We start from the raw sequence: 25970 nt of genomic DNA on the forward strand, positions 1-25970 counted from the left end.
TCTGGATTGCTTCGCTGCGCTCGCAATGACGAGTTCGTGGGACGTGCTCGCCACACGCTCCGCTGTCATCGCCCGGCTTGACCGGGCGATCCAGTACGCCGAGACGGTAGTGATTGAATCGAGACGCGGCGGCGTACTGGATTCCCCGCCTTCGCGGGGCATGACACCGGTGATGAGGAAGGCGCTTTGGGCGAACCCAACACCGGGATCTCATCACACGTCCCGTAATGATACGCCTGCGCAAGAGTTCCTTCACCATGCGCGTTGACCGGACGTTTACCGCTTCGCGTGAGGCGGCATTTACCACTGCGCGATGTCGCCTCGTGAAAACCCCTGTGTTCGCTTGAGTGTGCCGCATGCGCAACGCGGATTAACGCCCCGGCAACCTAAATTGGATACTTACGATAAAGATCGAATTGCACGGATGTACTGAGTTCGATCAGAGCGTAAGCGTAGCGTGAGCGTATCGATGTCAGTGTTGCGTAACCATCCGAAGGGCGCGCGGTTCGCGTCCTTCGGCATCGGTCTCTGCATCTTCGCATTGATGCCGAGAGAGACCGGCTATCAGGACATTGCCTCGCTGCTGGCGCGCCAGCCCGGCGTCGCCGAGCGTTGGCAGAAGCAGTTGTTTTCCGCTGCGTCCTCGATCCAGCTTGCGACCTACAGCTTCTCGCGGCCGATCGGCACCTCCGCTCCGCAGAGCGCGATGGTTCGGCTCGCGAGCCTCGACGGCCGCGACGTCACCGGCGCGATCAGCCGCAATCCTGCGCTTCAGGCGCCGCCGCGCTACCAGGCTTCCGACTTTCCCAAGGTCGATCGCTCCCTGAAGGGTGATCGCCTCGCAACCGTCGCGCCGACGCAGGCTCCCGAGACGGTCGCGCCGGCTGCAGAACCGGCACAGGAAGATCCCGCGACGTCGAACCGCTCGGTGTTCGGCGCCAAGTCCGCCGCATTGCCGCAGGCGATGTCGCCGGAATCCGCAGCCGTGCTCGATCCCGAGCTCCAGGAAGCGCTGCGCGCGCCGCCGCTGCCGCAATATTCCAATCCGCCGCAGGCCAGCGACGCTGCGCGCGCGCTCGCGACCGCGCCGCTGGAGGCGTTGAAGCGGGCTCCCGCCGCGCCGGCACGCGATCCCTTCGCAGTCAAGACCTCAAGCCTGTTCTTCGGCAGCTCCTCGCTCGGCGGCAATCTCGAGCCTATCGAGAGCTGGCAGCCGGGCGCCGAGCCGTTGATCGTGATGCCCGATCCCGACATGAAGGTGACGGCTTCGCTGTCGCCGCCATCGGTGGAGATTGCCAAGGAGATCGAAGGCGGCGAGAGCGTCGCGCCGAAGGGCGAGGTCAACGCCGACAACCAGCGCGCCAGATCGCCGGCCGAGCGGCTCGCGCTCGACGACAAGTCGCGCGCGAAATCGGAGAAGTGCCTTGCCGAAGCCGTCTATTTCGAATCCCGCGGCGAGGCCGTGCGCGGCCAGATAGCGGTGGCGCAAGTGGTGATGAACCGTGTGTTCTCCGGCAAATATCCCGATACCGTGTGCGGCGTGGTCTACCAGAACAAGTACCGCCATTTCGCCTGCCAGTTCACCTTCGCCTGCGACAACAATCCGGACGTGATCCGCGAGCCTGAAATGTGGGAGCGCGCCAGGAAGATCTCCAAGGCGATGCTCGACGGCCAGATCTGGCTGCCCGAGGTCGGCAAGTCCACGCACTACCACGCCTATTGGGTCCGTCCGTCCTGGGTCGCCGAGATGAAGAAGCTGTACAAGACCGGCGTGCACACCTTCTATCGGCCGCGCAACTGGGGCGACGGCAGCGAGGAACCGAGCTGGGGCACCCCGGCCCAGACCGCCGCGCTGTCCGCCGAACTCGCGCAGGAGGCCAAGAGCTCGGCCGAGATGGGCGAGCGTCGGTAGCGCCTTCACGAAAGACCGTCATGCCCGGGCTCGTCCCGGGCATCCACGTTCTTCGTGCTTCGTCGGCAAGACGTGGATGGCCGGGACAAGCCCGGCCATGACGTTGTGGAGGCGTTCGTGTTCAAATCACGCCTCGATATCCAGCGCACAATCGAAGTTCGGCGCCGAATGCGTCAGAGCGCCCGCCGACGCATAGTCGACACCGGTCGCCGCAATCGCGGCGATCGAGTCCAGCGTGACGCCGCCGGATGCCTCCAGCTTGAGGCGGCCCTCGTTGATCCTGACAGCCTCGCGCAGCATCGCAAGGTCCATGTTGTCGAGCAGCACCGCATCGGCCATCCCGCTGTCGAGCACTTCGCGCAGTTGCGCCAGCGTATCGACCTCGATCTCGATCTTGACGAGATGGCCCGCGTGGGCGCGGGCGCGCTCCAGTACCGGACGGATGCCGCCGGCAACCGCAATGTGGTTGTCCTTGATCAGGATGGCGTCGTCGAGCCCGAAGCGATGGTTGAAGCCGCCGCCGCAGCGCACCGCATATTTCTCCAGTGCGCGCAATCCCGGCGTGGTTTTTCGCGTGCAGCAGATGCGCATCTTCGTGCCCTCGGTGCGCGCGACATGGTCCGCCGTGAGCGTGGCTATGCCCGACAAGCGGCCGACGAAGTTCAGCGCGGTTCGCTCGGCCGTGAGAATGGCGCGGGCGGGGCCCGTGATCGTCAGCACATGCTGGCCGCGCGCAACCCGCGCGGCGTCGCGGACATGTGCGCGCAGCTCGATGTCGGGCGACAGCTTCTGCAGGGTCGCGAGCGCCAACGGCAATCCGGCGATCACGCCGGACTGGCGTGCGACGAGGATCGCCTGCGCCCTCGTCGCTTCCGGGATCGTCGCTAGCGAGGTGATGTCGCCGGCGCGGCCGAGATCCTCGTCGAGCGCGCGCTGCACGGCCTCGTCGACCGCGAGCGGAGAGAGAAAGGCGTCGGGATAGAGCAGTGAGGTCGGGGTGATCATGGGGCCTCCTTCAGGCGATCATGGATTGCGCGATGCGTGGCAGCGGACGCTCGTTCAGGCCCTCCGCGACCTCGCGCATCGCGACAAGCGTCGTCATTGTTCGCCGAGCCGGCCCGGGAGCCTCGGCGGGATGATCGGAACGGAAATGCGCACCGCGGCTCTCGCGCCGCGTCCAGGCCGCGGCGGCGACGAGCAGGGCCGAGATCGCCATGTTGCGGAGGGCGATATCTCCGGCCTCGCGTTCGAGCATGGCGAAGTGGCGCACGGCGTCCGCAAGCCCGTCACCGTCGCGGATCACGCCGACATGCGCGCTCATCATCGCGCGCAGCCGCTTCACCGCTACGGCATCCGGCGTGCCGGCGCGCGGCATCACCAACGCGTCGGGAAGGCGGCCGGGCGAGGGCACAATGCGGCCGGCGATGTCGTCGGCAATGCGTGCGGCATAGACGACGGCCTCCAGCAGCGAGTTGGAGGCGAGCCGATTGGCGCCATGCGCGCCGGTCGAGGACACCTCGCCGCCGGCCCAGAGCCCGTCGATCGAGCTGCGGCCGCGCATGTCCACCGCGATGCCGCCCATGTGGTAGTGTGCGGCCGGCGCAATCGGAATCGGCTGCGCCGCGGGATCGATGCCGGCGGCGATGCAGCTCGCATGCACGGTCGGAAATTTCTCGGCGAAGTGCGTGCCCAGCGCCTGCCGCGCATCGAGGAAGGCGCCGCGCCCGGCCGCGATCTCGGTGAACACGCCGCGGGCCACGATGTCGCGTGGTGCGAGCTCGGCGAGCGGATGGCGTGCCCTCATGAATCGCTCGCCGTTGCCGTTGATCAGCGTTGCGCCTTCGCCACGCAAGGCTTCGGTGGCGAGCGGCGCCGGGTCGCGGCCGACCATGATGGCGGTGGGGTGGAACTGCACGAATTCAGGATCGGCGATCACGGCGCCGGCGCGGGCTGCGATAGCAAGGCCGGAGCCGCTGGCCTCGAGCGGGTTGGTGGTTACGCCATAGAGGTGGCCGATTCCGCCGGTCGCAAGCACGATCGCGCGTGAAGCGAGCACGGCCGGCCGTGCAGCGGGATTGCCGGCCTCGCGCAATTGAAGGCCGGTGACGGCGCCGTCCTCGGTCAGCAGAGCTTCGGCGACAAAGCCTTCGATCAGGCGGATCGAGGGCGTGCGCCGCACGGCTTCGCTCAGCGCTGCGATGATCGCGGCGCCAGCGCCATCGCCGCGCACATGCACGATGCGCCGCGCGGAATGCGCAGCTTCCCGTCCGACGGCAAGCCTGCCGTCGAGATCGCGGTCGAACGGCACCCCGTAAGCGAGAAGGTCATGGATGCGGGGCGCCGCCTCGCGCGCGATCCCGAGTGCGACGGCTTCATCGACAAGGCCGCCGCCGACCGCGACGGTATCGGCGGCGTGTGCCTCCGGCGTGTCGCCTTCGGCCACCGCGGCGGCGATGCCGCCTTGCGCCCATGCGGACGACGCGCCCTGTCCGAGCGGTGCCGCCGAGATCAGCGTCACCGGCCGCGGGGCGAGCTTCAGCGCGCAGAACAGCCCGGCAAGGCCGCCGCCGACGATGACGACGTCGTCAGTGGTGCGGGTGAGGTCGTCGACATTGCTTGTCATTGGCCTTCTCCATTCACTCCGCTGTCGTCCCTGCGAAAGCAGGGACCCATGCGCCGCGGCGGAAGTTGTTGCGCGAAGCTGTTCACGTCGTTCTTCGCCAAACATCTTCCTTTGGTTGTGGGTCCCCTGCGCTTCGCTTGTCCGTTACGACAGCGGTATGTTTCTAGTTCTTCAGATTGATCATCCGCTCGACCGAGCGCCGCGCGCGTTCGGCAAGCGCGGGATCGATCGTCACTTCCTCGCGAAGCATCAGCAGGCTCTCCAGGATGTTGGCGAGCGTGATGCGCTTCATGTGCGGGCAGAGATTGCAGGGCCGCAGCATTTCCACTTCGGGAAGCTCGGCCCGCACATTGTCGGCCATCGAGCATTCGGTGATCATGACGAGGCGCCGCGGCCGCTTCGCGCGCACCCAGTCGATCATGTGTGCGGTCGAGCCGGTGAAGTCGGCTTCCGCCAGCACGTCCGGCGGGCACTCCGGATGCGCGATGATCTGGACGGAAGGATCGGCCTCGCGAAAGGATCGCAGCTCCTCGCCCGTGAAACGCTCATGCACCTCGCAGGCGCCTTTCCAGGCGATGATCTTCACGTCGGTCTTCGAAGCCACGTAAGTGGCGAGGTATCGGTCGGGCAGGAAGATCACGCTCGGCGCGTTTAGGCTCTCGACCACCTGCACCGCGTTCGAAGACGTGCAGCAGATATCGACCTCCGCCTTCACTTCTGCCGAGGTGTTGACATAGGCAACGACGGGCACGCCGGGGAATCTTTCGCGGAGCAGCCGCACGTCGGCGCTGGTGATGCTGGCAGCAAGCGAGCAGCCCGCGCGCGAATCCGGGATCAAGACGGTCTTGTCCGGATTGAGCAGCTTCGAGGTCTCTGCCATGAAGTGCACGCCGCACTGGACGATGATGCCTGCCTTCACCTTGGTGGCTTCGACCGCGAGCTGGAGCGAGTCGCCGCCGATATCGGCCACGCAATGAAAGATCTCCGGAGCCTGGTAGTTGTGGGCGAGGATCACCGCGCCCCGCGCGCGCTTCAGCTCGTTGATCGCGTTGATGGTCGGCGCCATCAGCGGCCATTCGATCGGCGGGATCACGTGCTTCACGCGTTCGTAGAGCGGGGCGGTGGCGCGTTCGACCTGCGGCGTCCATTCCAGCGAGGACATCGGCCACGTTGGCCCCGCGGGTACCGGCACGGGGCGGGGAGGGGTGATGAGTTGGCCCTGCGGCCGGTTGGCAAAATCGTCGGGGCCGTAGATTCCAGTGATCGGCATTGAAGCCTCCCATGCGCGGTTATTATGCTCAAATTGAGAATATAGGGGGTCTGAGAAATCCGGCCGAGAGGCCGGTCAGAGGAGGTGCCCTAAATATGCTCAATCTGAGTAAATCAAAGATAGCATGCTCCGATGGGGCCCGCTAGGCCCTGCCGCACACATTCCCGTCAGATCGCGGCTGACACGTCGGGCGAGGCAGCATTGAAACGCAATGCTCCCGCGGCAGCTCCTCGTGGAATGCAATCGTCTCTGGCTTGGCAATCTTTTTGACTTGGGATCTTCATGCAGATGCATTAAACGGGCCCTCCCGCGGCTGCTGATCGCGGATTCGCCAACGACAGACGAGGAAGACCATGTCGACACAGATCGGCGAACTCGCTCCGGCCTCACGTTCCTCCAACTGGCGCACCCCGGCCGTCATCATTCTCTGCGGTTGTGCGATCGGCATGCTCGGCTTCGGTCCGCGCTCGGCGCTCGGTTTCTTCGTGCAGCCGATGAGTCATGAATTCAGCTGGGGCCGCGACGTGTTTGGCCTCGCGATTGCCGTGCAGAATCTGTTGTGGGGGCTGGGCCAGCCGCTCGCCGGCGCGGTCGCGGATCGCTTCGGCCTGTTCCGGGTGATGTGCGTCGGCGCTCTGCTCTATGCCGGCGGCCTGCTCTTGATGCGTTACTCCTCGACGCCGCTGTCGCTCGACATCGGCGCCGGCGTCATGATCGGCTTTGGTCTTGCCGGCTGCTCCTTCAATCTGGTGCTGTCGGCGTTCAGCAAGCTGCTGCCGGCCGAGAAGCGCGGCCTTGCGCTCGGTGCCGGCACGGCGGCGGGGTCGTTCGGGCAGTTCCTGTTCGCACCGATTGGCGTCGCGTTGATCGATAATTTCGGCTGGCAGCAGGCGCTCTCCGTGTTCGGCTTCCTGATGCTGCTGATCATCCCGCTGTCGCTGGCGCTTTCGACGCCGCCTGTCGCAAGCACGGCCAACACGGCGCCTGCGGATGAGCAGACCTTCACCAGGGCGCTTGCGGAGGCCTTCGGCCACCGCTCCTACGTGCTCTTGGTGCTCGGCTTCTTCACCTGCGGCTTCCAGCTCGCCTTCATCACCGTGCATCTGCCGGCCTTTCTGGTCGATAGCGGCATCTCGACGCAAACCGGTGGCTGGGTGATCGCGGCGATCGGCCTGTTCAACATCATTGGTTCGCTCAGCGTCGGCTATCTCCAGAACTATCTGCCCAAGCGCTACATCCTCTCGACCATCTACTTCACCCGTGCGCTTGCGACCCTCGCCTTCATCGCATTCCCGATCACGCCGTTCTCGGCGATCGCGTTTGGCGCGATCTCCGGCCTGACCTGGCTGTCGACGGTGCCGCCGACCTCGGCGCTGGTGGCGCTGATGTTCGGCACGCGCTGGCTCGCGACGCTCTACGGCTTCGCCTTCGTCAGCCATCAGGTCGGCGGCTTCCTCGGCGTCTGGTTGGGGGGCATCGTGTTCGAGCGGTTCGGTTCCTACACGCCGATCTGGTGGCTCTCGATCCTGTTCGGCGTGCTTTCCGCGCTGATCAATCTTCCGATTGTGGAGAAACCTGTCGAGCGAGCGGTTGCACAGCCTGCCTGATCGGCTAAACAATCCCTGAAACAAGTCAGGGAGTGAAGTCGTGGCCACATTCAAGGCGATCCGGATCGACAAGGCGGACAAGGGCACCACCGCGCAGCTCACGCAGTTCGACGAAGCTGAGCTGATGGACGGCGACGTCACCGTCCGTGTGGAGTGGTCGACGCTGAACTACAAGGACGGCCTTGCGCTCACAGGCAAGGCGCCGGTGGTGCGCCGCTTCCCGATGATCGCCGGCATCGACTTCGCCGGCACCGTCGAAGCCTCCTCGCATCCCCAGTGGAAGGCGGGCGACAAGGTGGTCTGCACCGGATGGGGCATGGGCGAGACCCATCTCGGCGCCTATGCGGAGAAGGCACGGGTGAAGGGCGACTGGCTGGTCGCCTTGCCGCAGGGCCTGTCGGCGCGCGACGCCATGGCGATCGGCACTGCCGGCTTTACTGCGATGCTCGCGGTGCTGGCGCTCGAGAAGCATGGTCTCTCGCCGAAGAGCGGTCCGGTCGTGGTGACCGGCGCCGCTGGCGGGGTCGGTTCGGTTGCGATCGCCGTGCTCTCGAAGCTCGGCTACCACGTCATCGCCTCGACCGGCCGGGCCTCCGAGGCCGACTACCTGGAGCAGCTGGGAGCAGCCGAAGTCATCGACCGCAACGAATTGTCGGCACCGGCAAAACCCCTCGCCAAGGAGCGTTGGGCAGGCGGCGTCGACAGCGTCGGCTCGACCACCCTCGCGAATCTGCTCTCGATGACGAAATATGGTGGAGCGATTGCGGCTTGCGGTCTGGCCGCCGGTATGGACCTGCCGTCCTCGGTCGCGCCGTTTATTTTGCGCGGAGTGTGCCTTCTCGGCATCGATTCCGTGATGTGCCCGATTGAGCCGAGGAAGGCAGCCTGGCAACGCCTCGCGTCCGATCTGGATCGGGAAAAACTATCTGAAATCACTAAGGAAATTTCGCTCGACGAGGTTTCGGAGTGGGGCGCGAAAATCCTTGCCGGCCAAGTCCGGGGCCGCATCGTGGTTAAAATTGGCTAACGGCGTTTAGACTTTACCAACCAAGCTGCTCCAATGTTGCCTTGGTTCGTATGGTAAGCAACGGGTAAAGAGATAGGGCGTCGCCCGCTGCGGGGGTTGGGTTCGGAGTTGAGCATGCTTGCGCGTATTGTGTTGGGGGCTGTCACGGCGGCAGCAACGTTTGCGCCCGCCATTGCTGGAAGCATGAACGCCGACGAGGCGCGCCGCTTCGTAGCCGGCAAAGTGTTCGCCTTCACCTGCTTCGACGGCACCCGCGGCGCAGGCCGCATCCTCGACGATCTCGGCGCCGCCGGTGCGGTGCAGTTCTCGGGAGCAGGCCCGGTCCGTCATCTCCGTCTTCCCGGCAATACGCTCCAGATCCGCGGCCAGAACGTCTGTGCCTCGATCAAGGGCATCCCCTTCGAGCCCTGCTTCAACCTGGAAAAGACCGACGATCGCAGCTTCCGCGGCTCGGTGTCGGGCATGGGCTTCGCCTATTGCGACTTCCATCACCAGGGCGGCAACCAGATGCTGATGGCGCGCGCTACGGCGCGGCCACGCTCGCTGAGGACCTCGGAGCGCACCGGTTCGGTCGGCGCATCGACCACCGAAGTCGCCGCGCGCGTCGAGACCCCGCGTGTCGAGAGCAGCCGGCTCGAGCCAGCGAAGTCCGAAGTCAAGTCCGAGCCCGCGAAGAACGAGGGCCCGCTGGAGCTGCGCCGGTCGACCCAGTGAGCCGGCCGCGCGGGACCATCCGCGCGCACCTTGTCGAAGACGTCCATCGAACGCGAAGCCGCCGCGCCGTAGTCATACGGACGGCGACCTTCATGTATTGGTAGCTGTTCGCGCCTCAGTCTGCTTGCGGACGGGGCGGTCCCACGCAAGGGCTCAACGATGTCGCTCTATTTCTTTCGCATCAGCACCGGCCGCTATTCCGGCGCCGCCGACCAGGCGTACGAGTTCGAGGATCGCGTGGCGGCCTGGACCGAGATGACCAAGGTGTGCGCCGATCTGCTCGGCGGTATCGCGCGCAGCCTGAAGCCGAACGCCGAGTGGTGCATGGAGCTGCTCGACGAGAGCAAGAAGCCGGTGTTTCGAATCAGCCTGGTTGGAGAAACCACCGGATGCAAAGCGTCCTAGCTCCGATCTCAAGCTGCAATTTACAACCATGACGAGATCATTCCTCTTCACCTTCAATCATTTAGCGCAAAAAGACAGTATTTCTGCGAGGCATCTCGTTAACCAGAAGATCGGACTCTGACCTGTAGCTTTTCGGTAAGGACGATCAACGTCCAAGCGGCCAACAATGACTTGGCAGCTCGTTTCCGGGGGAAACGCACCGATGTTGAGTCTCTTTCGAAATCTGCAGATCGGGACCAAGCTGGCGATCGCTTCGGCGCTCGGCATCGTCCTGGTCCTCGCCATGATCGCAAGCCAGATGGTCGGAAACGGCCATGTGCGCCGATCCAACCAGGCCGCATTCGCCCAGCAGGAGCTGGCGCGTGAGGCAGTCGAGGCCAAGTTCTCGGTCCGGAGCATGCAGCTCGCCGTACGTGACATCCGCCTCGCCAACAATTCAGGTGAATTGCAGAAGGCGAGCGATGCGCTCGTCGAACGTTCCGGCCGGCTGGTCAAGGTCGCCGATGCAATGCTCAAGCTGTCGCCCGCGGCGGAAGATCGCGCGAGGATGGAGACGCTCAAGACCCACGCCGCAAACTATCTCAAGGCCGGGCAACAAGTCGCCTCGGTGCGCAATGAAACCATCGCGGCGATGGGCGCAAACGACACAGCCCGCATCACCAGGCTCGTCGAAGAGGGGGCGCGTCTCACGCGCGAGGTCACGTTGCCGATTGCTGGCGAGATGGATCAGGTCGCCAATCAGGTCGCCGATTTCGCCAGGCACCGGAGCGAAGAGGATATTGCCGCTTCGGTGCAGGAGATGGCCTCGAGCGAGCATGTCGGGATGACCGTCGGCGCGCTCGCCATGCTCGTCCTCGTCGGCTCCTGGCTGATGTCGTTCCTGACCATCGCGCGGCCGATCCGCGCGCTGACCGTGGCCATGGACAAGCTCGCTGGCGGCGATTTCTCCGTGGTGCTGCCCGGTCTCGGCCGCAAGGACGAGGTCGGCGGCGTCGCTGCGGCGGTCGAAAAGTTCAAGGTCGTATCGGAACAGAAGGCGCGCGAGGAGGCCGAAGCCAAGATCAGGCAGGACCAGATTGCGGCCGCGCAGCGCAAGGCCGAGATGCACAAGCTCGCGGACAGCTTCGAGGCCGCGATCGGTGAAATCGTCGATACCGTCTCCTCGGCCTCGACCGAACTGGAAGCTTCTGCGTCGACGCTGACGTCGACTGCGGCGCGTGGACAGGAGCTCACCACCATGGTTGCTGCCGCTTCCGAGGAAGCGTCCACCAATGTGCAGTCGGTGGCGTCGGCGACCGAAGAGCTATCGTCGTCGATCACCGAGATCAGCCGGCAGGTGCAGGAATCGGCTCGCGTTGCGAGCGATGCGGTGAGCCAAGCCCGCACCACCACCGATCGCGTCGGCGAGCTTTCCGCCGCCGCGGCGCGGATCGGCGACGTGGTCGAACTGATCAACACCATCGCCGGCCAGACCAATCTCCTGGCGCTCAATGCAACCATCGAGGCCGCGCGCGCCGGCGAGGCGGGCCGCGGCTTTGCCGTCGTCGCCTCCGAGGTCAAGGCGCTTGCCGAGCAGACCGCGAAGGCGACCGGCGAGATCGGCCAGCAGATCGCCAGCATCCAGAGCGCCACTGAGCATTCGGTTGGCGCGATCAAGGACATCAGCCACACCATCGAGAGGCTCTCGGAGATCTCCTCGACCATCGCAGCCGCGGTCGAAGAGCAGGGCGCCGCAACGCAGGAGATTTCCCGCAACGTGCAGCAGGCGGCGGCAGGCACCCATCAGGTGTCGTCCAACATCATCGATGTGCAGCACGGCGCGAGCGAGACCGGCTCGGCGTCCTCGCAGGTGTTGGCGGCGGCGCAATCGCTGTCCGGCGACAGCAACCGGCTGAAGCTGGAGGTCGGAAAATTCCTGGGTACCGTGCGCGCGGCCTGACGCTCGCGGTCCGCCCCGGAGGAAGCCGCCGGCGTGCTCGAATGATGCCACGCATCAAGCCGCGTCCGCATCGCGGCAGGAGATGTCCATGCGGCTGCAACAGACGGGTTGCAGTGAATGGCGATCACGGCGCGAACCGTAGTTTTACGTAGGTTCCTGTTAACGCCTGTTTGCGATTATGGGCGCAATCTCTCCGGACAAGAACCAGCCAGCATTGTTGAACTGACTTCCGCCCTGTCGTCCGTCGCGACGACTGCGGCGCAGGTGATTCGCGCGTTGCCGGCTACTATCGGGATTGTCGTGATGTCGAAATTGTCGATCGTATTCAAGCTGCTGACCGTGCTGTCGGTCCTCGTGCTCTCGCTCGCCGGCGTCGGCGTGATGGCGATCGGCACGATGCAGAACATCAACGCCCATACGGTCGAGATCGCGGAGAGCTGGCTGCCGAGCGTGCGTGCGCTCGGCTCTATGCGCGCCGACATCAACGAGCTGCGCGTCGTCCTGCGACTTCACCTGATGCAGGAGAGCATCGAGGGCAAGGACGCCGCTGAGAAACGCATGGCTCCGCTACGCGAGCGCATCGAGAAGACGCGCAAGGTCTATGAAGGCCTGATCACCTTGCCGGAGGAACGCGCGATCTATCAGCAGTGGACCAAGGCCTGGGCCGAATACCTCAACGGCGTTCAGGAGACGATGGCGCTGTCGCGCAAGAGCCCCGGCCGTTTCCCGACCGATGCCAACGAGCTGTTGCAGACCAAGGTCGCGAAGATGGCTCAGGCGGCGGATCCCCTGCTCCTGAAGAGCATCGAGCTCAACAACAGCGGCGCCGAAGCTGAAACGAAGCAAGCGGCCGACAGCTACGCCACCATCTTCCGCGTGCTGGTCGGCATCATCGTTGCAGCCGTCGCGATCGCGATCGCTGCCGCCTACTATCTCGTGCGCGACGTGTCTCGCGGTATCGCCTCGATCATCCGTCCGATGCAGTCGCTCGGCGAAGGCGACCTCTCGGCCGAGGTGCCGCATCGCGGCGAGAAGACGGAGATCGGCTCGATGGCGGATGCGCTCCAGATCTTCAAGGAGGCGCTGATCGCCAAGAAGGCCGCCGACGAGGCGGCGGCGAGCGATGCCGAGGCCAAGATCGAGCGTGGCCGCCGCGTCGATGCCATCACCCGCAATTTCGAGGTCATGATCGGCGAGGTCGTCGAGACCGTGTCATCGGCCTCGACCGAGCTCGAGGCCTCCGCGGCCACGCTGAGCGGCACGGCGCAGCGCGGCCAGGAGCTCGCGACCGTCGTTGCGTCCGCCTCGGAGGAAGCTTCCACCAATGTCCAGGCGGTGGCGTCGGCCTCCGAGGAGCTGTCGTCCTCCATCACCGAGATCAGCCGCCGCGTGCAGGATTCGGCGCGGATGGCTGCGGAAGCCGTCGAGCAGGCGGCGCGGACCAACGAGCGCGTCAACGCGCTGTCGCAGGCGGCCTCCCGCATCGGCGACGTGGTCGAACTCATCAACACCATCGCGGGCCAGACCAACCTCCTTGCGTTGAACGCGACCATCGAGGCGGCGCGCGCCGGCGAGGCCGGACGCGGCTTTGCCGTCGTCGCCTCCGAAGTCAAGGCGCTCGCCGAGCAGACCGCGAAGGCGACCGGTGAAATCGGGGCGCAGGTTTCGGGCATCCAGGCCGCGACGCAGGAATCCGTCAACGCCATCCAGGAGATCGGCGGCACCATCGAGCGACTGTCGGAGGTGTCCTCGGCCATCGCTGCTGCCGTCGAGGAGCAAGGCGCGGCCACACAGGAGATTTCGCGGAACGTTCATCAGGCCGCGCTCGGCACCCAGCAGGTCTCGTCCAACATCACCGACGTGCAGCGCGGCGCGATCGAGACCGGCTCGGCCTCGGGCGAAGTGCTGTCGGCGGCGAAGTCGCTGGCGACCGACAGCACCCGCCTGAAGGTCGAAGTCGCGCAGTTCCTGGAATCGGTCCGCACGGCCTGACCTTCACGCGCCCGGCTGCGGCGCGGCCGGCGGCGGTGCAACCTGCCGCCGGAACAGGATGCGTTGGTACAGCCAGCCGATCGCGACCAGCACCACGCCGAGGCACATGAACGAGAGCGCACGGTAGACGCCCGTCAGCGTCGACATGTCGATGACGAAGGCCTTGAGGATCGTCAGCGCGATGACGGCGGCAGACGCCAGCCGCGCCCGTTCCGAATTGACGAGGATGCCGACGCCGAGCAGCACCACGCCGAAAGCGAGCCAGCCGATCGAATAGGTGTATTGCTCGGCGCCCGTGGTCGGTCCTGTGGACAGGATCGGCCCGTGATAGAAGCGGCGGATCTCCAGCGTGACATAAGCGAGCGCGAACACGAGCGCGCCGCCCGCAATCGTATTGGCGTAGACCTTGCCACGCTCGCCAACCACCGCATAGGACAGCAGCAGCATCAGCACGGCCGGCAGCGCATAGCCCAGCAGCAGCAGGTTGAAGACGGCGCCGCCGACGTCGGTGTGCCACAGCAGCGGATTCTCCAGGATCAACAGACCGAACACGCTGATGAGCCCGGCAATCGCCGTCAGCACGACCGCGCCGACATTGTGCACGATGCTGCGGCTGCGCAGCCGCAACCGTTCCAGCCCGATCGCCATCGCCAGCGTGATACAGGCTTGCAGCGCGAATTCGAGCAGCGAGGGGCCCGCGGTCATGCGGCCGCCGGTTGCAAAGTGCCGGATCTCCATGAAGGCGAGCAGCGCGGTGAACAGGATCGCGGCGGTCTCGACCATGCGCAGCGGCGCATCGTCGGCGCGCCGGCGCAGGAAGACGCTCGCGGCCCAGAACGAAAGGGCCGGCAGGCCGTAACCCCACAGCAGCCAGTTCAGAATCGGCGTGGTGCCGACGGCGTCGCCGACGATGCGAGGATCGTAGGCGATGCGCGCGGTGACGAGCGCCGCGAAGATCGCGGCAAGCCAGCGTAGGAACGGAATCGGCCGCTGCATCGAGATCCAGGCCGTGCCGAGCGACATCAGCGCCAGCGCGATCGTCAGCCAGCCCTTCTCCAGCGCGAAGGTGAGCGCCAGCGCGAGTGCGCCGAGCGTGCCGGTCGCGAACAGGGCCGTGGAGATCGCGCCGCCCGGCCGGGTCTCGCGGCGGGTGAGCGCCTCGGTCGCAGCGCCGAAGGCGGCGGCGAGCAGCACCGCCAGGATTGCGAACGGGATCGAGCGGTCGAGATGGGCGATACGCGCGTAGAGCGCGACCAGGATCGCGATCGGCGTCGCGACGCCGGCCGCCGACCACACCACCGGAATGATTGCCGAGTTCGAGCGACCTTGTGCCAGGAAGCCGGCGATGCCGAAGCCGGCGGCGAAGATCGCGGCCGTCACCAGATGCAGCGTCACCGCGCCGTCGGTCGCTGTCGGTCCGATGCCGGGCATGGGGCCGCCCGGCAGCACCAGCATATCGGGATTGGCGCGCACCGCCCATTCGGCGAACACGATGAAGACGGTCGCCGCGGCTGCACCCAGGGCGCCCGTGGCCGCCGGCGCACGCCAGGCGACGAACAGCGTTCCCGCGACCAGCAGCGTGAAGGCGATCAACGCCAGATCGGCATGCACGCTCGACAGCACGATCAGCATCGCGCCGAACAGATAGGCGCCGAGCGCGCTCGACGAGACCGGCTCGATCTCGCCGTCCTCGATGCCGGGTCCGAACATGAAGCCGCAGACGACGAGCAGCGCGGCCAGCACGAAGCCGGCGATGACATGGAAGGCGTGCGGCGCGACCTGCAGTTCGGCGGCGTCGAGACCCGGGAAGATCCAGAGCACGGCGAACACGATTGTCGTGACTGCAAGCCAGCGCCAAAGCCGGATGCGGGCGAGACCAAAACTCGCGGCGGTGACGATCGCGAGATAGATGTAAAGCGCCCAATAGTCCGGCTTGCCGCTGGAGACGAGGATCGGTGTCACGAAAGCGCCGACCACGCCGAGGCCGGCGAGTGCTGGGCCGTGCAACAGCGCGGCGGCAAGCGTGCCGAGCGCGACGAGGCCGAGCAGCACGAAGGCGGTTGCGGGCACGAGGAAGCCGTAGAGCGCGTAGGCGGCATAGATGGTGGCGAACGCCACCGCCGTGCCGGCCGCAGTGAGGATCGCGGGGATGTTGGCGATCGGCAGCGCCTGGATGCTCGATATGGCCTCCTTGCGCCGCGTCCATTCGCCGGCCCCGAGCAGCGCCACCGCGAACAATCCGCCGAGGAACACGCGCACGCCGGGGCCGAGGAGGCCGGCTTCGATCGAATAGCGCACCATGAAGAAGCCGCCGAGCGCGAGCGCGAGCCCGCCGATCCACACCACCCAGCGGGTGCCGAGCCGCTCCTCGAAACCGGGCGCCGGCGCGGGGAGTGGCGGCGGTGCGCCGGCTTCAAGGCCGGCTTCGAGTGGAGGCGGCGAAACATCTGCGGCGACCGGCGGAGACGGCGCAGGCTCGGGCTCGGGCGCAAGCGGCGGCGGCTCTGCCGGAGCTGTTGCGGGCGCCTCAGTCTGCACCGGCGCGGGCATCAATGGCGGCGGCTGCACCTGCCGCTGCGCGTAAAACATCTCTTCGAGCGAGCTCAGCCGGCGGCGCAACTCGGCTGCCTGGCTGGACGCCTTGATCGCGATCAGGAAGGCGATGATCGCGATGATCAGCGCAAAGACGTCAAACGGGCTGTCGAACATGAAGCCTCCAGGCAACCGGCGGGCAGGGGCCGGTACCACGAATATCAGGATCTAGCGCCGGGAGCGCACGCGCAAGCCTGGCGCGGGCCGCTCCTGGAGCACGTCGCGGCGGAAGCGATAGAGCGCCGCCGGCCGTCCGCCCGTCTGTGTCGACATGACCCCGGTCGGTTCGACCAGGGCTTCCATTTCGACCAGGCGACGGAAATTCTGCTTGTGCAGATGCCGGCCGGAGATCGCCTCCACCGTGTGCTGCAGTTCGGTAAGTGTGAATTCAGCTGGCAAAAGTTCAAAGACGACAGGACGATACTTCAGCTTTGCGCGCAGCCGCGCGATGGCCGTGGCGAGAATCCGGCGGTGGTCGAACCGCATCGAGGTCCCGAGCGGGGGAAGCGTCTTGCGCGCCAATGCCGCGGGGCGACCATCGCGCCGTGCCTCCTCGATCAGCCCGGCCTCGTACAGAAGCTCGTAGCGGTCGAGCACGCGTTCCTCGTCCCAGGGCGCGCCGTCGAGACCGAAATAGAACCGCACGCGATCCTTCCGCGGCAGCGCCCGCGTCGTCTCCGGCGTCTCCTCCTCGGCCCACTTCGTCAGCGCCGGGATGATGTCGCGGGCGATGATCCCTGGCGGCTCCTCGCGCCAGTCCTCCCAGGGGAAGAAGCGATACCATGGCGCGAAGCTCGCCGCATTTGAGGCGAGCTCGCCGTCCACAGGGCGCGTCAGTGCGAGATAGCCGATCGACACCATATGCGCGCCGGTGTCGCCGGCCTCGGCATGGCGGCCGCGATCGCCGAAGGTGTAGAGCTGCTCGACATAGCCGAGCCGCAGGCCCGCCTGCTGCTCGACCCAGGCGCGCAGGCCGATCTCGAAGGTGCGATGGCTCACCGCGTCGAACGGGCCGAACGGCAGGCCGGCAAGCCCGTCGGCACCAGGCGCGGTCAGGATCAGCGGCTCGTGGTTCTCGATCGCAACGATTGCGGCGGTGAGGCCAATCTCGATCGGCGTCAGCTGCGTATCGCTCATGCGGCTGTCATGTCGTTCAATTGAACAGAATGCAGCTTGGTTGAAACGGCCCATCCGCGGACTCGCTGCACCTCTCCCGCTTGCGGGAGAGGTCGCATCGCATCGACAGATGCGAGGCGGGAGAGGGCTCTTTCCTCTGGGGGAGTCTTCGTCGCGGAGACACCCTCTCCCCAACCCTCTCCCGCAAGCGGGAGAGGGGGCGCAGTCCCGCCGCGGCTGGTATTCGACCCTCGCCTCATTCAAGCTCGATCACGAAGGGGCGGCCTTCCACCATCATCGCGCCCGGGCCCATCTCGTCAAGCGCGCGCAGCATGCGGCCGTTGCGCCCGAGTGCGCGATCGGCGAGGCCGACGATGCGTCGGTTCGGCGAGGCGATCGGCGAGGCCGCGCGGATCTTCCGCGCGATCTCGATCTCGTCGCGATTCGGATTGAGCGCGCATACCGCTGCAAACGCGCTGGCGGTGGAGCGGCTGATGCCGGCATAGCAATGCACCACCAGCGGTGCACTGCGGTCCCAGCCGCGCACGAAGTTCAGCACCTGCTCGATATGCGCCTCCGATGGTGCGACGAAACCGTCCATCTCCTCGGTGATGTCATCCATCGATACCTTGAGATGGTTGGCCGGCAGCACCGACACCGGACGTGCCACCTGCTCGACATTGGCCATCACCGTCAGCACATGGCTGGCGCCGGTGATGCGGACAGTTTCGGGAAGCGCGGCGAGGGAACAGACGTGGATCATGGGAGACCTTTTTGCCGGCCACTATAGCGAGCCATTGTAGTGTGGGCAAAGCGACATGTCCGCCGTAGCTCGAAGAGCGAAGGCGGAAGCGTGCGCGCCGCTTCCGTCGCAAACGCGAAAGAATGGCGGGCACGGCGCACCGCGGCTTTTGCCCACCCCGCAGCACCTACGCAAACACGGCGCCAAACCGCTCCAGAAACTGCTTCTCGGCCCGTGCCGCCGTCCAGGGCGTCATGTAGTCGCGCCGGACGCTGTCGGACAGGCCGGGATCCTTGCCGAACAGGCGCTTGGCCTCGCTCTCGCTGAAGCCGGCGAGCTCGGTTGCCTCGAGGTAGGCTGCGCCGCGATCGGCGGCCTTGATGGCTTGCGTGATCTCGTCGGGCAGCACCGGCGGCAGGCCGAAGCGGATATGGATGGCGCCGAGGAGGCGCTTCTCGACCGCCTTGTAATGGCCGTCGAGCACGGCCTTGAACGGCGAGATCATGTCCCCGATCACATATTCCGGCGCATCGTGCAGCAGGGCTGCGAGCCGCATGCGCTGGTCGGCCCGCGGCATCTCGTGCCGCAGCACGGTTTCCACCAGCAGCGTGTGCTGCGCGACCGAGAAAATATGCGCGCCGATGGTCTGCCCATTCCAGCGCGCGACGCGGGCAAGGCCGTGTGCGATGTCGGCGATCTCGATGTCGAGCGGGGAGGGATCGAGCAGATCGAGCCGCCGGCCCGACAGCATGCGCTGCCAGGCGCGGGACTGCGCATCGCGCGCGGTCTTCTTCGTCGTCATTTGGCCTTGAGGCGCGGCTTGCGCTGCGTCTTGCCGCAGGTGGCGTGACAGTGGCAGTCGACGAGATGATCGTTGACCATGCCGGTCGCCTGCATGAAGGCATAGACGATGGTCGGGCCGACGAATTTGAAGCCGCGCGAGGACAGCTCCTTGGAGATCTGCACCGACAGCGGCGTCGAGGCGGGCACGCTCGCGGTGGTCTTGAACTGGTTGACCTGCGGCCTTCCGTCCATGAAGTCCCACAGCAGCTTCGAGAAGCCCGGGCCTTTCTCCATGATATCGAGATAGGATTTCGCGCTCAGGATCGCGCCATCGATCTTGGCCTTGTTGCGCACGATGCCGGCATCGTTCATCAGCGCATGGACCTTCTTCGCGTTGTAGCGCGCGATCTTCTCCGGCTGGAAATCGTCGAAGGCTTTGCGGAAATTGTCGCGCTTGCGCAGGATCGTGATCCAGGACAGGCCGGCCTGGAAGCCGTCGAGCATCAGCTTCTCGTACAGTGCGCGGTCGTCATATTCCGGCACGCCCCATTCGGCGTCGTGATAGGCGACGTAAAGCGGATCTTCGCCAGGCCAGGGGCACCGCTTCAGGCCGTCGGGATGCAGGCGGGGAGCACGGCTCATGCGATGGGCTGCTTGGCTGGAATTCGAACGACGTCTGGTTCAGCGAGCGTCAGAGGCAGCCCACCAGCGCTGAGCGGCTGGCCCGCGTCGAGCGCTTCGGCAACGCGGTCGATGCGCACCAGCGCAACGCCCTTGCCGCCGGCGGTCGAGCCGATGGTGCCGACTGGCTTGTCGCCGGCAAGAATGGTCGTGCCCGGCTCGGGTGAGGCACCGTCGAGCAGCACCTTCACGCTGCGCGTACGTGCAGTGCCGCGATGCTGCATGCGCGAGACGACCTCCTGGCCGACATAGCAGCCCTTGTCGAAATCGACGCCGGCGAGACGATCCATGTTGGTCTCGTGCGGGAACGCATCGCTGTACATGAAGTCGAGCCCGCCGCGGGGCACGCCGAGCGCGATGCGGTGCGCCTCGTATTCGGCCGCATCGACCAGCTGGGCACCGATCAGGTCGGACAGCTTCTGCTTGAGATTTTCCGGGATCAGGATGCGGTAGCCGAGCCCGTCATTCCGCGGATCGACGAAGGCGAGGTCCGGCTGGGCCGCGGGCTGGCCGTCCCAGGCCGCGAGCACGCCGAGATCGTCGGAAAGGTTGTCCACCGTGACCTTGGCCCGCAGCTTGTAGAATTTCAGCTTGGTGGCGAGGCTATCTGCCAGCGCTTTCGGGCAGTCGATCAGGAACCCGCCGCCGTGCCCCGCGGGCACCTCCGTGATCAGGAAATCGACGATGATCTTGCCCTGTGGCGTCAGCAGCGCGCCGAATCGCCCCAGGCCCGGTTTCAGCCTGTCGAGGTCGGTCGTGACCAGGCCGTTGAGGAAGTTGCGCGCATCCTCGCCTGCGACCTCGATCACGCCCCGGTCGGGAAGAAACGCCGATTTCATGCGAAAATCTCTTGCGACATGTTGCTCCGGAACGTAAGCCCGCAACGCATAAACGACAAGACCTCGAGCCCTGCGCTTGGGGACGAGAGAGGCCTTCAGCCATGAGCCAGCGTTTCGATGTGATCCTCAAGGGCGGCACCGTGGTCAACCAGGACGGGGAGGCCGTTCGCGACATCGGCATTGCGGGCGGTCGCATCGCCGAGCTGGGGCCGCTGTCGCAGGGCAGCGCCGCGGAGGTGATCGACTGCAAGGGCCTGCACATCCTGCCCGGCGTGATGGACACGCAGGTGCATTTCCGCGAGCCCGGGCTGGAGCACAAGGAAGACCTCGAGACCGGCTCGCGCAGCGCCGTGATGGGCGGCGTCACCGCCGTGTTCGAAATGCCGAACACGGCGCCGCTGACGGTGACGGAGGCCGAATTTACCGACAAGGTGAAGCGGGCCCATCACCGCATGCATTGCGATTTCGCCTTCTTCATCGGCGGTACCCGCGAGAACGTGCAGGACCTGCCGGTGCTCGAGCGCGCACCCGGCTGCGCCGGCGTCAAGGTGTTCATCGGCTCCTCGACCGGTGCGCTGCTGGTGGAGGACGACGAAAGCCTGCGCCGCATCTTCCAGGTGATCCGCCGCCGTGCGGCCTTCCACGCCGAGGACGAGTATCGGCTCAACGAGCGCAAACCGCAGCGCATCGAGGGCGATGCGCGCTCGCATCCGGTCTGGCGCGACGAGACCGCGGCGCTGAAGGCGACGCAGCGACTGGTCAAGCTCGCGCACGAGACGGGCAAGCGCATTCACGTGCTGCACATCTCGACCAGGGAAGAGATCGAGTTCCTGCGCGACCACAAGGATGTCGCCTCCTGTGAAGCGACGCCGCATCACCTCACGCTGGTCGCGCCCGAATGCTACGAGCGGCTCGGCACGCTCGCGCAGATGAACCCGCCGGTGCGCGGGGCCGATCATCGCGCCGGCATCTGGCGCGGCATCGAGCAGGGCATCATCGACGTGCTCGGCTCAGACCACGCCCCGCATACGCTCGAGGAGAAGTCGAAGACCTATCCGGCCTCGCCCTCCGGCATGACCGGCGTGCAGACGCTGGTGCCGATCATGCTCGATCACGTCAACGCCGGCCGGCTGTCGCTGGCGAGATTCGTCGACCTCACCAGCGCCGGTCCCGCACGCCTCTACAACATCGCGTGCAAGGGACGAATCGCCGCCGGCTACGATGCCGATTTTACCATCGTCGATCTGAAGCGCAGCGAGACCATCACCAACGAATGGGTCGCGTCCAAGGCCGGCTGGACGCCTTATGACGGTGTCCGCGTCACCGGCTGGCCCGTCGGCACCTTCATCCGCGGCCGCCGCGTGATGTGGCAGGGCGAGCTCGTGACGGCCTCGCAGGGCGAGCCGGTGCGGTTTTTGGAAACGCTGAAGGCGTAGGGAGTAGAGGTTGTAGCCCGCATGAGCGAAGCGATATGCGGGGTTTCGCTTGAGCCATTCCCGGGTTTCGCTACGCTCACCCGGGCTACGGCTCCGAAACGGGAGGCGACAATGTCCCAGCCGACACCCCTCATCACCACCGAGCAGCTCGCCGCCATCCTGGGCGATCCCAACCTCCGCCTCTACGATTGCACGACCTATAATGAGCCTGTCCCACCCGGCAGCGACGTGCCTTATCGCGCGGTGCCAGGCGACAAGTCCTTTGCGGCCGGCCACATCCCCGGCGCCGATTTCCTCGACCTGCAAGGCGAGTTCTCCGATACCTCGTCGCAACAGTTCTTCATGATGCCCGGTGTGGCCCAGTTGGAGGCCGCCTTCGGCCGCCACGGCGCCGACGCATCCAAGACCATCGTGCTCTACAGCATCGGCACGATGATGTGGTCGACGCGGTTCTGGTGGATGCTGCGCTCGCTCGGAGTCGATGCGCTCGTGCTCGACGGCGGTTTCGACAAGTGGAAGGAGGAGGGGCGGCCGATCGAGACAGGCGCACCGAAGGGATATCCGGCGACGTCATTCAAGGCGACGCCGCGCACGGGCTGCTTCGTCGACAAGGCCGCGGTGATGTCGCGGATCGGCGATCCCTCGACCGTGATCGTCAATGCGCTAGGACCGCAGTTTCATTCCGGCCTCGAACCGAGCCGCTATGGCCGGCCCGGCCGCGTTCCCGGCAGCGTCAACGTATCAGCGGCAACCCTCGTCAATCCCGACAGGACCCTGACGAAGCTCGCAGACGCAGAAGCGAAATTCGTCGCCCAAGGCGTCACGCGAGACAAGGATGTCATCCTGTATTGCGGCGGCGGCATCTCGGCGACAATCGATCTGCTCATGCTGGCGCAGCTCGGCTACGACAAGCTGACGCTCTACGATGCCTCGATGGGCGAGTGGGCGAGGGATCCGTCGCTGCCGATTGAAACGGACTAGGGGCTCTTGCCCTTCTCGGCCAGGGAGGAAAAAGTCGGGAACCTTTTCCCTGGACCTGCATCCAATGTCCGGAATGAAGTGAAACGAGCAGGTAACCGCCATGCCAGGGACCGCAGCCGGCCTGTCCGCCGGCGCCAGGACATCGGAAGCCGCGCTGATCGACCGCGCGCGGCGCCGGGACGAGGCCGCCTTGCGCGAGATCATGCAGGCCAACAACCGCAGGCTCTACAGGCTCGCGCGCGGCATCCTGCGCAGCGACAGCGAAGCCGAGGACGTGGTGCAGGAAACCTATGTCCGCGCATTCACGCATCTCGACGGTTTCCTTGGTGAGTCGGCGTTGTCGACGTGGTTGTCGCGCATTGCGATCAACGAGGCGCTCGGACGCGCACGCAGTCGGAAGCCGCAGGTCGAACTGGGATCGGTGCCGGAGGCAACGCTCGAAGCGCAAATCATCCAGTTTCCCCTTTCGTCCGCCGCAACCGATCCGGAAAAGTCCATGGCCCAACGCGAGATCCAGCGCGTCGTCGAACACGCGGTCGACGAATTGCCCGACGTCTACCGCATGGTCTTCATCGCGCGGGTGATGGAGGGCATGAGCATGGAGGAGACGGCCGAGCTGCTCGGCATCAAACCGGAGACCGTCAAGACACGGTTGTACCGTGCCCGCGCGCTGCTGCGCGAGCACGTCGAGCAGAAGATCGGTCCGGTCGTGATGGATGCGTTTCCGTTCGCCGGCCGGCGCTGCGAGCGCCTGACCGAGACCGTGCTCAGGCGCCTTGGCATCGGCGTGTAATTCTTCGGGAACGTTCGCCCGGAACTGGCATCCAACCTGTGCAAGCAACACGCCGGGAATTTCCGGCCTCACAGGAGTGTCAAGCCATGTTGATCCGATGGAGCGCGGCGGCCGCCGCAGCGATGATGTTGTCGAGTCCCGTACTGCAAGGCGCCAGCGCAGCCGACAAGCCCAGCGATCCGCAGATCGCACATATCGCCTACACCGCGGGCGTGATCGACATCAACGCGGCCAAGCAGGCGCAGAAGAAGGCGAAGAGCAAGGACGTGAAGGCGTTCGCCGAAGACATGCTGCGCGACCACGAGGCAGTCAACAAGCAGGCGCTTGCGCTGGTCAAGAAGCTGAACGTCACGCCGGAGGACAACGACACCAGCAGGGCGTTGTCGAAGCAGGCGAGCGACAAGATGGCCGAGCTCGACAAGCTCGACGGCGCAGCGTTCGACAAGGCCTATGTCGCGAACGAGGTTGCCTACCACAAGACGGTCAATGGCGCGCTGGAGACGCAGCTCATTCCGTCCGCGAGCAATGCCGAGCTGAAGAGCCTGCTGCAGACCGGCCTGAAGATTTTCCAGGGCCATCAGCAGCACGCCGAGCACGTCGCGGCCGAGCTGAAATAGGAGGCGTGAGATGAAGCCGGGACGCCTCGCTTCGATCGCGCTCGCGGTCGTCTTCCTGTCGACGGTCGTCCCGGCGCGTGCCGCGACCATTCGGATCACGATGGAGAATCTCGTGATCTCACCGGCCGAAATATCGGCGAAGGTCGGTGACACCATCGAATGGATCAACAAGGACGTCTTCGCCCACACGGCCACCTCGGAGAATGGCGACTTCGACGTGATGCTGCCACCAGAGAAATCGGCGACATTCATTTTGAAGAAGCCGGGCGCGGTCGATTATTACTGCCGCTATCATCCCAACATGAAAGCGACCCTCAAGGTCGAGCCATGAGGGATTGCGTTCCCGACCGCAGCGGGAACTTCTCCCGGCTATCGCGAGACTAATGCTTGTCTGCGTCCGATCGCTTCCGTGCGATAACTCGCGGCAGACTTCGCGAACATGTCGCCGAGTCATTCATCCGTCGACTGGCCCCGTCCGCGTGGCGGGGTCATTTTCGACAGGCTTACTGCCTGGAGATGCCGACCGAGAACTCGCCGTTGCGAATGCGGCCGGGAAAGCCCTCGACGAACTTCGCCACCGCGTCCTCGCCATAGGTGCCGACGAGTTCGGCCAGCGCGGCGAACAGGCTCGCCTGTGCCAGGCAATCACCGTCGACGCCGTCATGGCGCGCCTCGGCCCAGGCCCTCGTTGAGATAGCTCAGGGCAGCCTGTTTCTGCTCGTGATCGGGCAGCGGCGCGCGGGCGTAGGAAATCGGCTGGTTCATGAAACTCGGTCAGGGCTGGGGCGCGATCCACGGCGATGCGCTGTGCGAGAGGTGTAGCACGGTCGTTAATGACCGCTAGGCCACATCTTTAAGAACGGTTAACGGCTGTGCACAAAGTCGATGACAGGGTTCCCGTCGCGCCGCGCCCGCATCTGCCGCCGTCATTCCGGGGCGCGACGAAGTCGCGAGCCCGGAATCCATCTGGCCGCAGAGACTGCCGCACAATGGATTCCGGGCTCGCGCTACGCGCGCCCCGGAATGACAGTGGAGAGAACCTAGTTCGCGTAGCGCGCGGTCAGATCCCGCGAGATCTTCGAGCCTTCCTCGATGTAGCGGCGGATCGCCACCGTCGCGGCCGGCGTGCAGCTCCGATAGGTCTGCTGAAAGCCGTTATAGCCGCGGTTGAACCCGGCGATCATGCGGGTGCGGCGCTCCCCGGAGGGGGTTTCGGCATCGATCAGCGCCTGCATCTCGTTGCGCCATTTGTTGCCCTCGTTGGACCCGCAGATGCCGCGCAGATAGTGCAACCCGCCGAGGATCTCGGCCAGCCGCTGCAATTCGCCGTCAAACGGCGCCGCCGCGTCCTGGGCCCGGGCGGACCCGGCGGCGCAGGCGAGAATCAGGGCAAAAATGGCCAAAAATCGCGTGGACATCGGCGGGCTGTATGCCCCGTCGAGCCCAGGGAAGCAAGGCGGAGCCGCCTATGCTTGGATCAGCCGGGCGGCGGACTGGATGACCTCCTCCAGCCCACCGGTCAGCTTGAGGTCGCCGAGGCTCGCCAGGGAGTCCGGCGCGATCCAGCGGTAATCGTCGAGCTCGTCGTTCAAGGCCGGTTCCCCGGCCGCCCAGCGGACGGCAAAGGACATGATCAGGTAATGGCCGGCGCTGGCCGCGGCCGGCAGCACCTCGCGCCAGCCGGCGAGGCCAATGATCTCGATACGAAGGCCGGTTTCCTCGTCAACCTCGCGGCTGAGGGCCTGGTGCAGCGATTCGCCAAATTCGACCCGGCCCCCGGGAAGCGAATAGAACCCCTTGGCAGGCGAACGGGCGCGTCGGACCAGCAGCACCTTGCCGTCGCGGAAGATGGCTGCGCTGACCGCGAGCTGGGGATGGGTGGGCTGGAGGACCGCGGCCAA

At 65.8% G+C, this 25970-nt stretch carries 23 protein-coding genes and 1 pseudogene; 12 read left to right on the forward strand and 12 right to left on the reverse strand.

Going from position 1 to position 25970, the window contains the following annotated elements:
* Nucleotides 1–469: 469 nt before the first annotated feature.
* Nucleotides 470–1912, forward strand: a complete 1443-nt coding sequence (locus ABIA42_RS04575) for a cell wall hydrolase (protein WP_370115242.1) — start codon at nucleotides 470–472, stop codon at nucleotides 1910–1912.
* A 126-nt stretch (nucleotides 1913–2038) separates the two neighbouring features.
* Here the strand turns inward: ABIA42_RS04575 and nadC are convergent, their stop codons facing one another.
* The 3 genes from nadC to nadA all read right to left on the reverse strand — a co-directional run bounded on the left by nadC (nucleotide 2039) and on the right by nadA (nucleotide 5805).
* A complete protein-coding gene (gene nadC / locus ABIA42_RS04580) occupies nucleotides 2039–2917 on the reverse strand; it encodes a carboxylating nicotinate-nucleotide diphosphorylase (RefSeq protein ID WP_271526602.1) in 879 nt (292 codons plus the stop codon).
* Nucleotides 2918–2927: 10 nt separating this feature from the next.
* Nucleotides 2928–4535, reverse strand: coding sequence for an L-aspartate oxidase (locus ABIA42_RS04585; RefSeq protein WP_370115240.1), 1608 nt, complete (start codon nucleotides 4533–4535; stop codon nucleotides 2928–2930).
* A gap of 163 nt (nucleotides 4536–4698) precedes the next feature.
* Complete coding sequence (nadA, locus tag ABIA42_RS04590) at nucleotides 4699–5805, reverse strand: quinolinate synthase NadA (RefSeq protein ID WP_370115238.1); 1107 nt, start codon at nucleotides 5803–5805, stop codon at nucleotides 4699–4701.
* 353 nt (nucleotides 5806–6158) lie between these two features.
* Between nadA and ABIA42_RS04595 the strand changes: the two genes are divergently transcribed.
* From ABIA42_RS04595 to ABIA42_RS04620, 6 genes are all read left to right on the forward strand, one after another.
* A complete protein-coding gene (locus tag ABIA42_RS04595) occupies nucleotides 6159–7412 on the forward strand; it encodes an MFS transporter (RefSeq protein WP_028178679.1) in 1254 nt (417 codons plus the stop codon).
* Nucleotides 7413–7452: 40 nt separating this feature from the next.
* Complete coding sequence (locus tag ABIA42_RS04600; protein ID WP_370115236.1) at nucleotides 7453–8439, forward strand: MDR family oxidoreductase; 987 nt, start codon at nucleotides 7453–7455, stop codon at nucleotides 8437–8439.
* Between the two features lie 114 nt (nucleotides 8440–8553).
* On the forward strand, nucleotides 8554–9153 hold the full coding sequence (locus ABIA42_RS04605) for a hypothetical protein (protein WP_370115234.1): 600 nt from the start codon (nucleotides 8554–8556) through the stop codon (nucleotides 9151–9153).
* A 159-nt stretch (nucleotides 9154–9312) separates the two neighbouring features.
* Nucleotides 9313–9558 carry a hypothetical protein gene (locus ABIA42_RS04610; RefSeq protein ID WP_271526598.1) on the forward strand — a complete coding sequence of 82 codons (246 nt, stop codon included), beginning with the start codon at nucleotides 9313–9315 and terminating at the stop codon, nucleotides 9556–9558.
* A gap of 202 nt (nucleotides 9559–9760) precedes the next feature.
* Entirely contained in the window at nucleotides 9761–11497 is a 1737-nt protein-coding gene (locus ABIA42_RS04615; RefSeq protein WP_271526597.1) for a methyl-accepting chemotaxis protein, read from the forward strand.
* A 303-nt stretch (nucleotides 11498–11800) separates the two neighbouring features.
* Nucleotides 11801–13489: a methyl-accepting chemotaxis protein gene (locus ABIA42_RS04620; protein ID WP_370115231.1), complete on the forward strand. Its 1689-nt coding sequence runs from the start codon at nucleotides 11801–11803 to the stop codon at nucleotides 13487–13489.
* 3 nt (nucleotides 13490–13492) lie between these two features.
* Here the strand turns inward: ABIA42_RS04620 and ABIA42_RS04625 are convergent, their stop codons facing one another.
* The 6 genes from ABIA42_RS04625 to ABIA42_RS04650 all read right to left on the reverse strand — a co-directional run bounded on the left by ABIA42_RS04625 (nucleotide 13493) and on the right by ABIA42_RS04650 (nucleotide 20242).
* Nucleotides 13493–16198, reverse strand: coding sequence for a DUF2339 domain-containing protein (locus tag ABIA42_RS04625; RefSeq protein ID WP_370115229.1), 2706 nt, complete (start codon nucleotides 16196–16198; stop codon nucleotides 13493–13495).
* Nucleotides 16199–16249: 51 nt separating this feature from the next.
* Nucleotides 16250–17218: an NAD regulator gene (locus tag ABIA42_RS04630; RefSeq protein WP_028181853.1), complete on the reverse strand. Its 969-nt coding sequence runs from the start codon at nucleotides 17216–17218 to the stop codon at nucleotides 16250–16252.
* A 235-nt stretch (nucleotides 17219–17453) separates the two neighbouring features.
* A complete protein-coding gene (locus ABIA42_RS04635; RefSeq protein ID WP_370115227.1) occupies nucleotides 17454–17960 on the reverse strand; it encodes a tyrosine phosphatase family protein in 507 nt (168 codons plus the stop codon).
* A 166-nt stretch (nucleotides 17961–18126) separates the two neighbouring features.
* Nucleotides 18127–18741 carry an HD family hydrolase gene (locus ABIA42_RS04640; RefSeq protein WP_271526593.1) on the reverse strand — a complete coding sequence of 205 codons (615 nt, stop codon included), beginning with the start codon at nucleotides 18739–18741 and terminating at the stop codon, nucleotides 18127–18129.
* Nucleotides 18738–19364: a DNA-3-methyladenine glycosylase I gene (locus ABIA42_RS04645; RefSeq protein WP_271526592.1), complete on the reverse strand. Its 627-nt coding sequence runs from the start codon at nucleotides 19362–19364 to the stop codon at nucleotides 18738–18740. Before ABIA42_RS04645 ends, ABIA42_RS04640 begins: the two co-directional genes overlap by 4 nt.
* Complete coding sequence (locus ABIA42_RS04650; RefSeq protein WP_370115225.1) at nucleotides 19361–20242, reverse strand: folate-binding protein YgfZ; 882 nt, start codon at nucleotides 20240–20242, stop codon at nucleotides 19361–19363. The genes ABIA42_RS04645 and ABIA42_RS04650 overlap by 4 nt, the downstream gene beginning before the upstream one ends.
* Before the next feature lie 101 nt (nucleotides 20243–20343).
* Between ABIA42_RS04650 and ABIA42_RS04655 the strand changes: the two genes are divergently transcribed.
* From ABIA42_RS04655 to ABIA42_RS04675, 5 genes are all read left to right on the forward strand, one after another.
* The gene (locus tag ABIA42_RS04655) at nucleotides 20344–21678 is read left to right on the forward strand and encodes a dihydroorotase (protein WP_370115223.1); all 1335 of its coding nucleotides are present in this window, start codon (nucleotides 20344–20346) and stop codon (nucleotides 21676–21678) included.
* Nucleotides 21679–21789: 111 nt separating this feature from the next.
* Entirely contained in the window at nucleotides 21790–22659 is an 870-nt protein-coding gene (locus ABIA42_RS04660) for a sulfurtransferase (RefSeq protein WP_370115221.1), read from the forward strand.
* A gap of 100 nt (nucleotides 22660–22759) precedes the next feature.
* Complete coding sequence (locus ABIA42_RS04665; RefSeq protein ID WP_370115219.1) at nucleotides 22760–23452, forward strand: RNA polymerase sigma factor; 693 nt, start codon at nucleotides 22760–22762, stop codon at nucleotides 23450–23452.
* An 86-nt stretch (nucleotides 23453–23538) separates the two neighbouring features.
* Entirely contained in the window at nucleotides 23539–24069 is a 531-nt protein-coding gene (locus ABIA42_RS04670; protein ID WP_271526587.1) for a DUF4142 domain-containing protein, read from the forward strand.
* Nucleotides 24070–24079: 10 nt separating this feature from the next.
* Nucleotides 24080–24400, forward strand: a complete 321-nt coding sequence (locus ABIA42_RS04675) for a cupredoxin family copper-binding protein (RefSeq protein WP_271526586.1) — start codon at nucleotides 24080–24082, stop codon at nucleotides 24398–24400.
* Nucleotides 24401–24572: 172 nt separating this feature from the next.
* Here the strand turns inward: ABIA42_RS04675 and ABIA42_RS04680 are convergent.
* The 3 genes and pseudogenes from ABIA42_RS04680 to ABIA42_RS04690 form a co-directional block, all read right to left on the reverse strand.
* A pseudogene (locus ABIA42_RS04680) lies at nucleotides 24573–24834 on the reverse strand (hypothetical protein).
* A 275-nt stretch (nucleotides 24835–25109) separates the two neighbouring features.
* Nucleotides 25110–25487 (reverse strand): TIGR02301 family protein, encoded by a 378-nt coding sequence (locus ABIA42_RS04685; RefSeq protein ID WP_061878459.1) that lies wholly within the window; start codon nucleotides 25485–25487, stop codon nucleotides 25110–25112.
* 48 nt (nucleotides 25488–25535) lie between these two features.
* Nucleotides 25536–25970: an NUDIX hydrolase gene (locus tag ABIA42_RS04690; RefSeq protein WP_370115216.1), complete on the reverse strand. Its 435-nt coding sequence runs from the start codon at nucleotides 25968–25970 to the stop codon at nucleotides 25536–25538.

Origin of the sequence: Bradyrhizobium sp. USDA 327, assembly GCF_041262065.1 — a bacterium.
GTDB classification, from domain to species: domain Bacteria; phylum Pseudomonadota; class Alphaproteobacteria; order Rhizobiales; family Xanthobacteraceae; genus Bradyrhizobium; species Bradyrhizobium liaoningense.

Coding starts and splice junctions, on each gene's coding strand:
- ABIA42_RS04575 (WP_370115242.1), top strand. CDS start 470: ATGTCAGTGTTGCGTAACCATCCGAAGGGCGCGCGGTTCGCGTCCTTC.
- nadC (WP_271526602.1), bottom strand. CDS start 2,917: ATGATCACCCCGACCTCACTGCTCTATCCCGACGCCTTTCTCTCTCCG.
- ABIA42_RS04585 (WP_370115240.1), bottom strand. CDS start 4,535: ATGACAAGCAATGTCGACGACCTCACCCGCACCACTGACGACGTCGTC.
- nadA (WP_370115238.1), bottom strand. CDS start 5,805: ATGCCGATCACTGGAATCTACGGCCCCGACGATTTTGCCAACCGGCCG.
- ABIA42_RS04595 (WP_028178679.1), top strand. CDS start 6,159: ATGTCGACACAGATCGGCGAACTCGCTCCGGCCTCACGTTCCTCCAAC.
- ABIA42_RS04605 (WP_370115234.1), top strand. CDS start 8,554: ATGCTTGCGCGTATTGTGTTGGGGGCTGTCACGGCGGCAGCAACGTTT.
- ABIA42_RS04610 (WP_271526598.1), top strand. CDS start 9,313: ATGTCGCTCTATTTCTTTCGCATCAGCACCGGCCGCTATTCCGGCGCC.
- ABIA42_RS04615 (WP_271526597.1), top strand. CDS start 9,761: ATGTTGAGTCTCTTTCGAAATCTGCAGATCGGGACCAAGCTGGCGATC.
- ABIA42_RS04620 (WP_370115231.1), top strand. CDS start 11,801: ATGTCGAAATTGTCGATCGTATTCAAGCTGCTGACCGTGCTGTCGGTC.
- ABIA42_RS04625 (WP_370115229.1), bottom strand. CDS start 16,198: ATGTTCGACAGCCCGTTTGACGTCTTTGCGCTGATCATCGCGATCATC.
- ABIA42_RS04630 (WP_028181853.1), bottom strand. CDS start 17,218: ATGAGCGATACGCAGCTGACGCCGATCGAGATTGGCCTCACCGCCGCA.
- ABIA42_RS04635 (WP_370115227.1), bottom strand. CDS start 17,960: ATGATCCACGTCTGTTCCCTCGCCGCGCTTCCCGAAACTGTCCGCATC.
- ABIA42_RS04640 (WP_271526593.1), bottom strand. CDS start 18,741: ATGACGACGAAGAAGACCGCGCGCGATGCGCAGTCCCGCGCCTGGCAG.
- ABIA42_RS04645 (WP_271526592.1), bottom strand. CDS start 19,364: ATGAGCCGTGCTCCCCGCCTGCATCCCGACGGCCTGAAGCGGTGCCCC.
- ABIA42_RS04650 (WP_370115225.1), bottom strand. CDS start 20,242: ATGAAATCGGCGTTTCTTCCCGACCGGGGCGTGATCGAGGTCGCAGGC.
- ABIA42_RS04655 (WP_370115223.1), top strand. CDS start 20,344: ATGAGCCAGCGTTTCGATGTGATCCTCAAGGGCGGCACCGTGGTCAAC.
- ABIA42_RS04660 (WP_370115221.1), top strand. CDS start 21,790: ATGTCCCAGCCGACACCCCTCATCACCACCGAGCAGCTCGCCGCCATC.
- ABIA42_RS04665 (WP_370115219.1), top strand. CDS start 22,760: ATGCCAGGGACCGCAGCCGGCCTGTCCGCCGGCGCCAGGACATCGGAA.
- ABIA42_RS04670 (WP_271526587.1), top strand. CDS start 23,539: ATGTTGATCCGATGGAGCGCGGCGGCCGCCGCAGCGATGATGTTGTCG.
- ABIA42_RS04675 (WP_271526586.1), top strand. CDS start 24,080: ATGAAGCCGGGACGCCTCGCTTCGATCGCGCTCGCGGTCGTCTTCCTG.
- ABIA42_RS04685 (WP_061878459.1), bottom strand. CDS start 25,487: ATGTCCACGCGATTTTTGGCCATTTTTGCCCTGATTCTCGCCTGCGCC.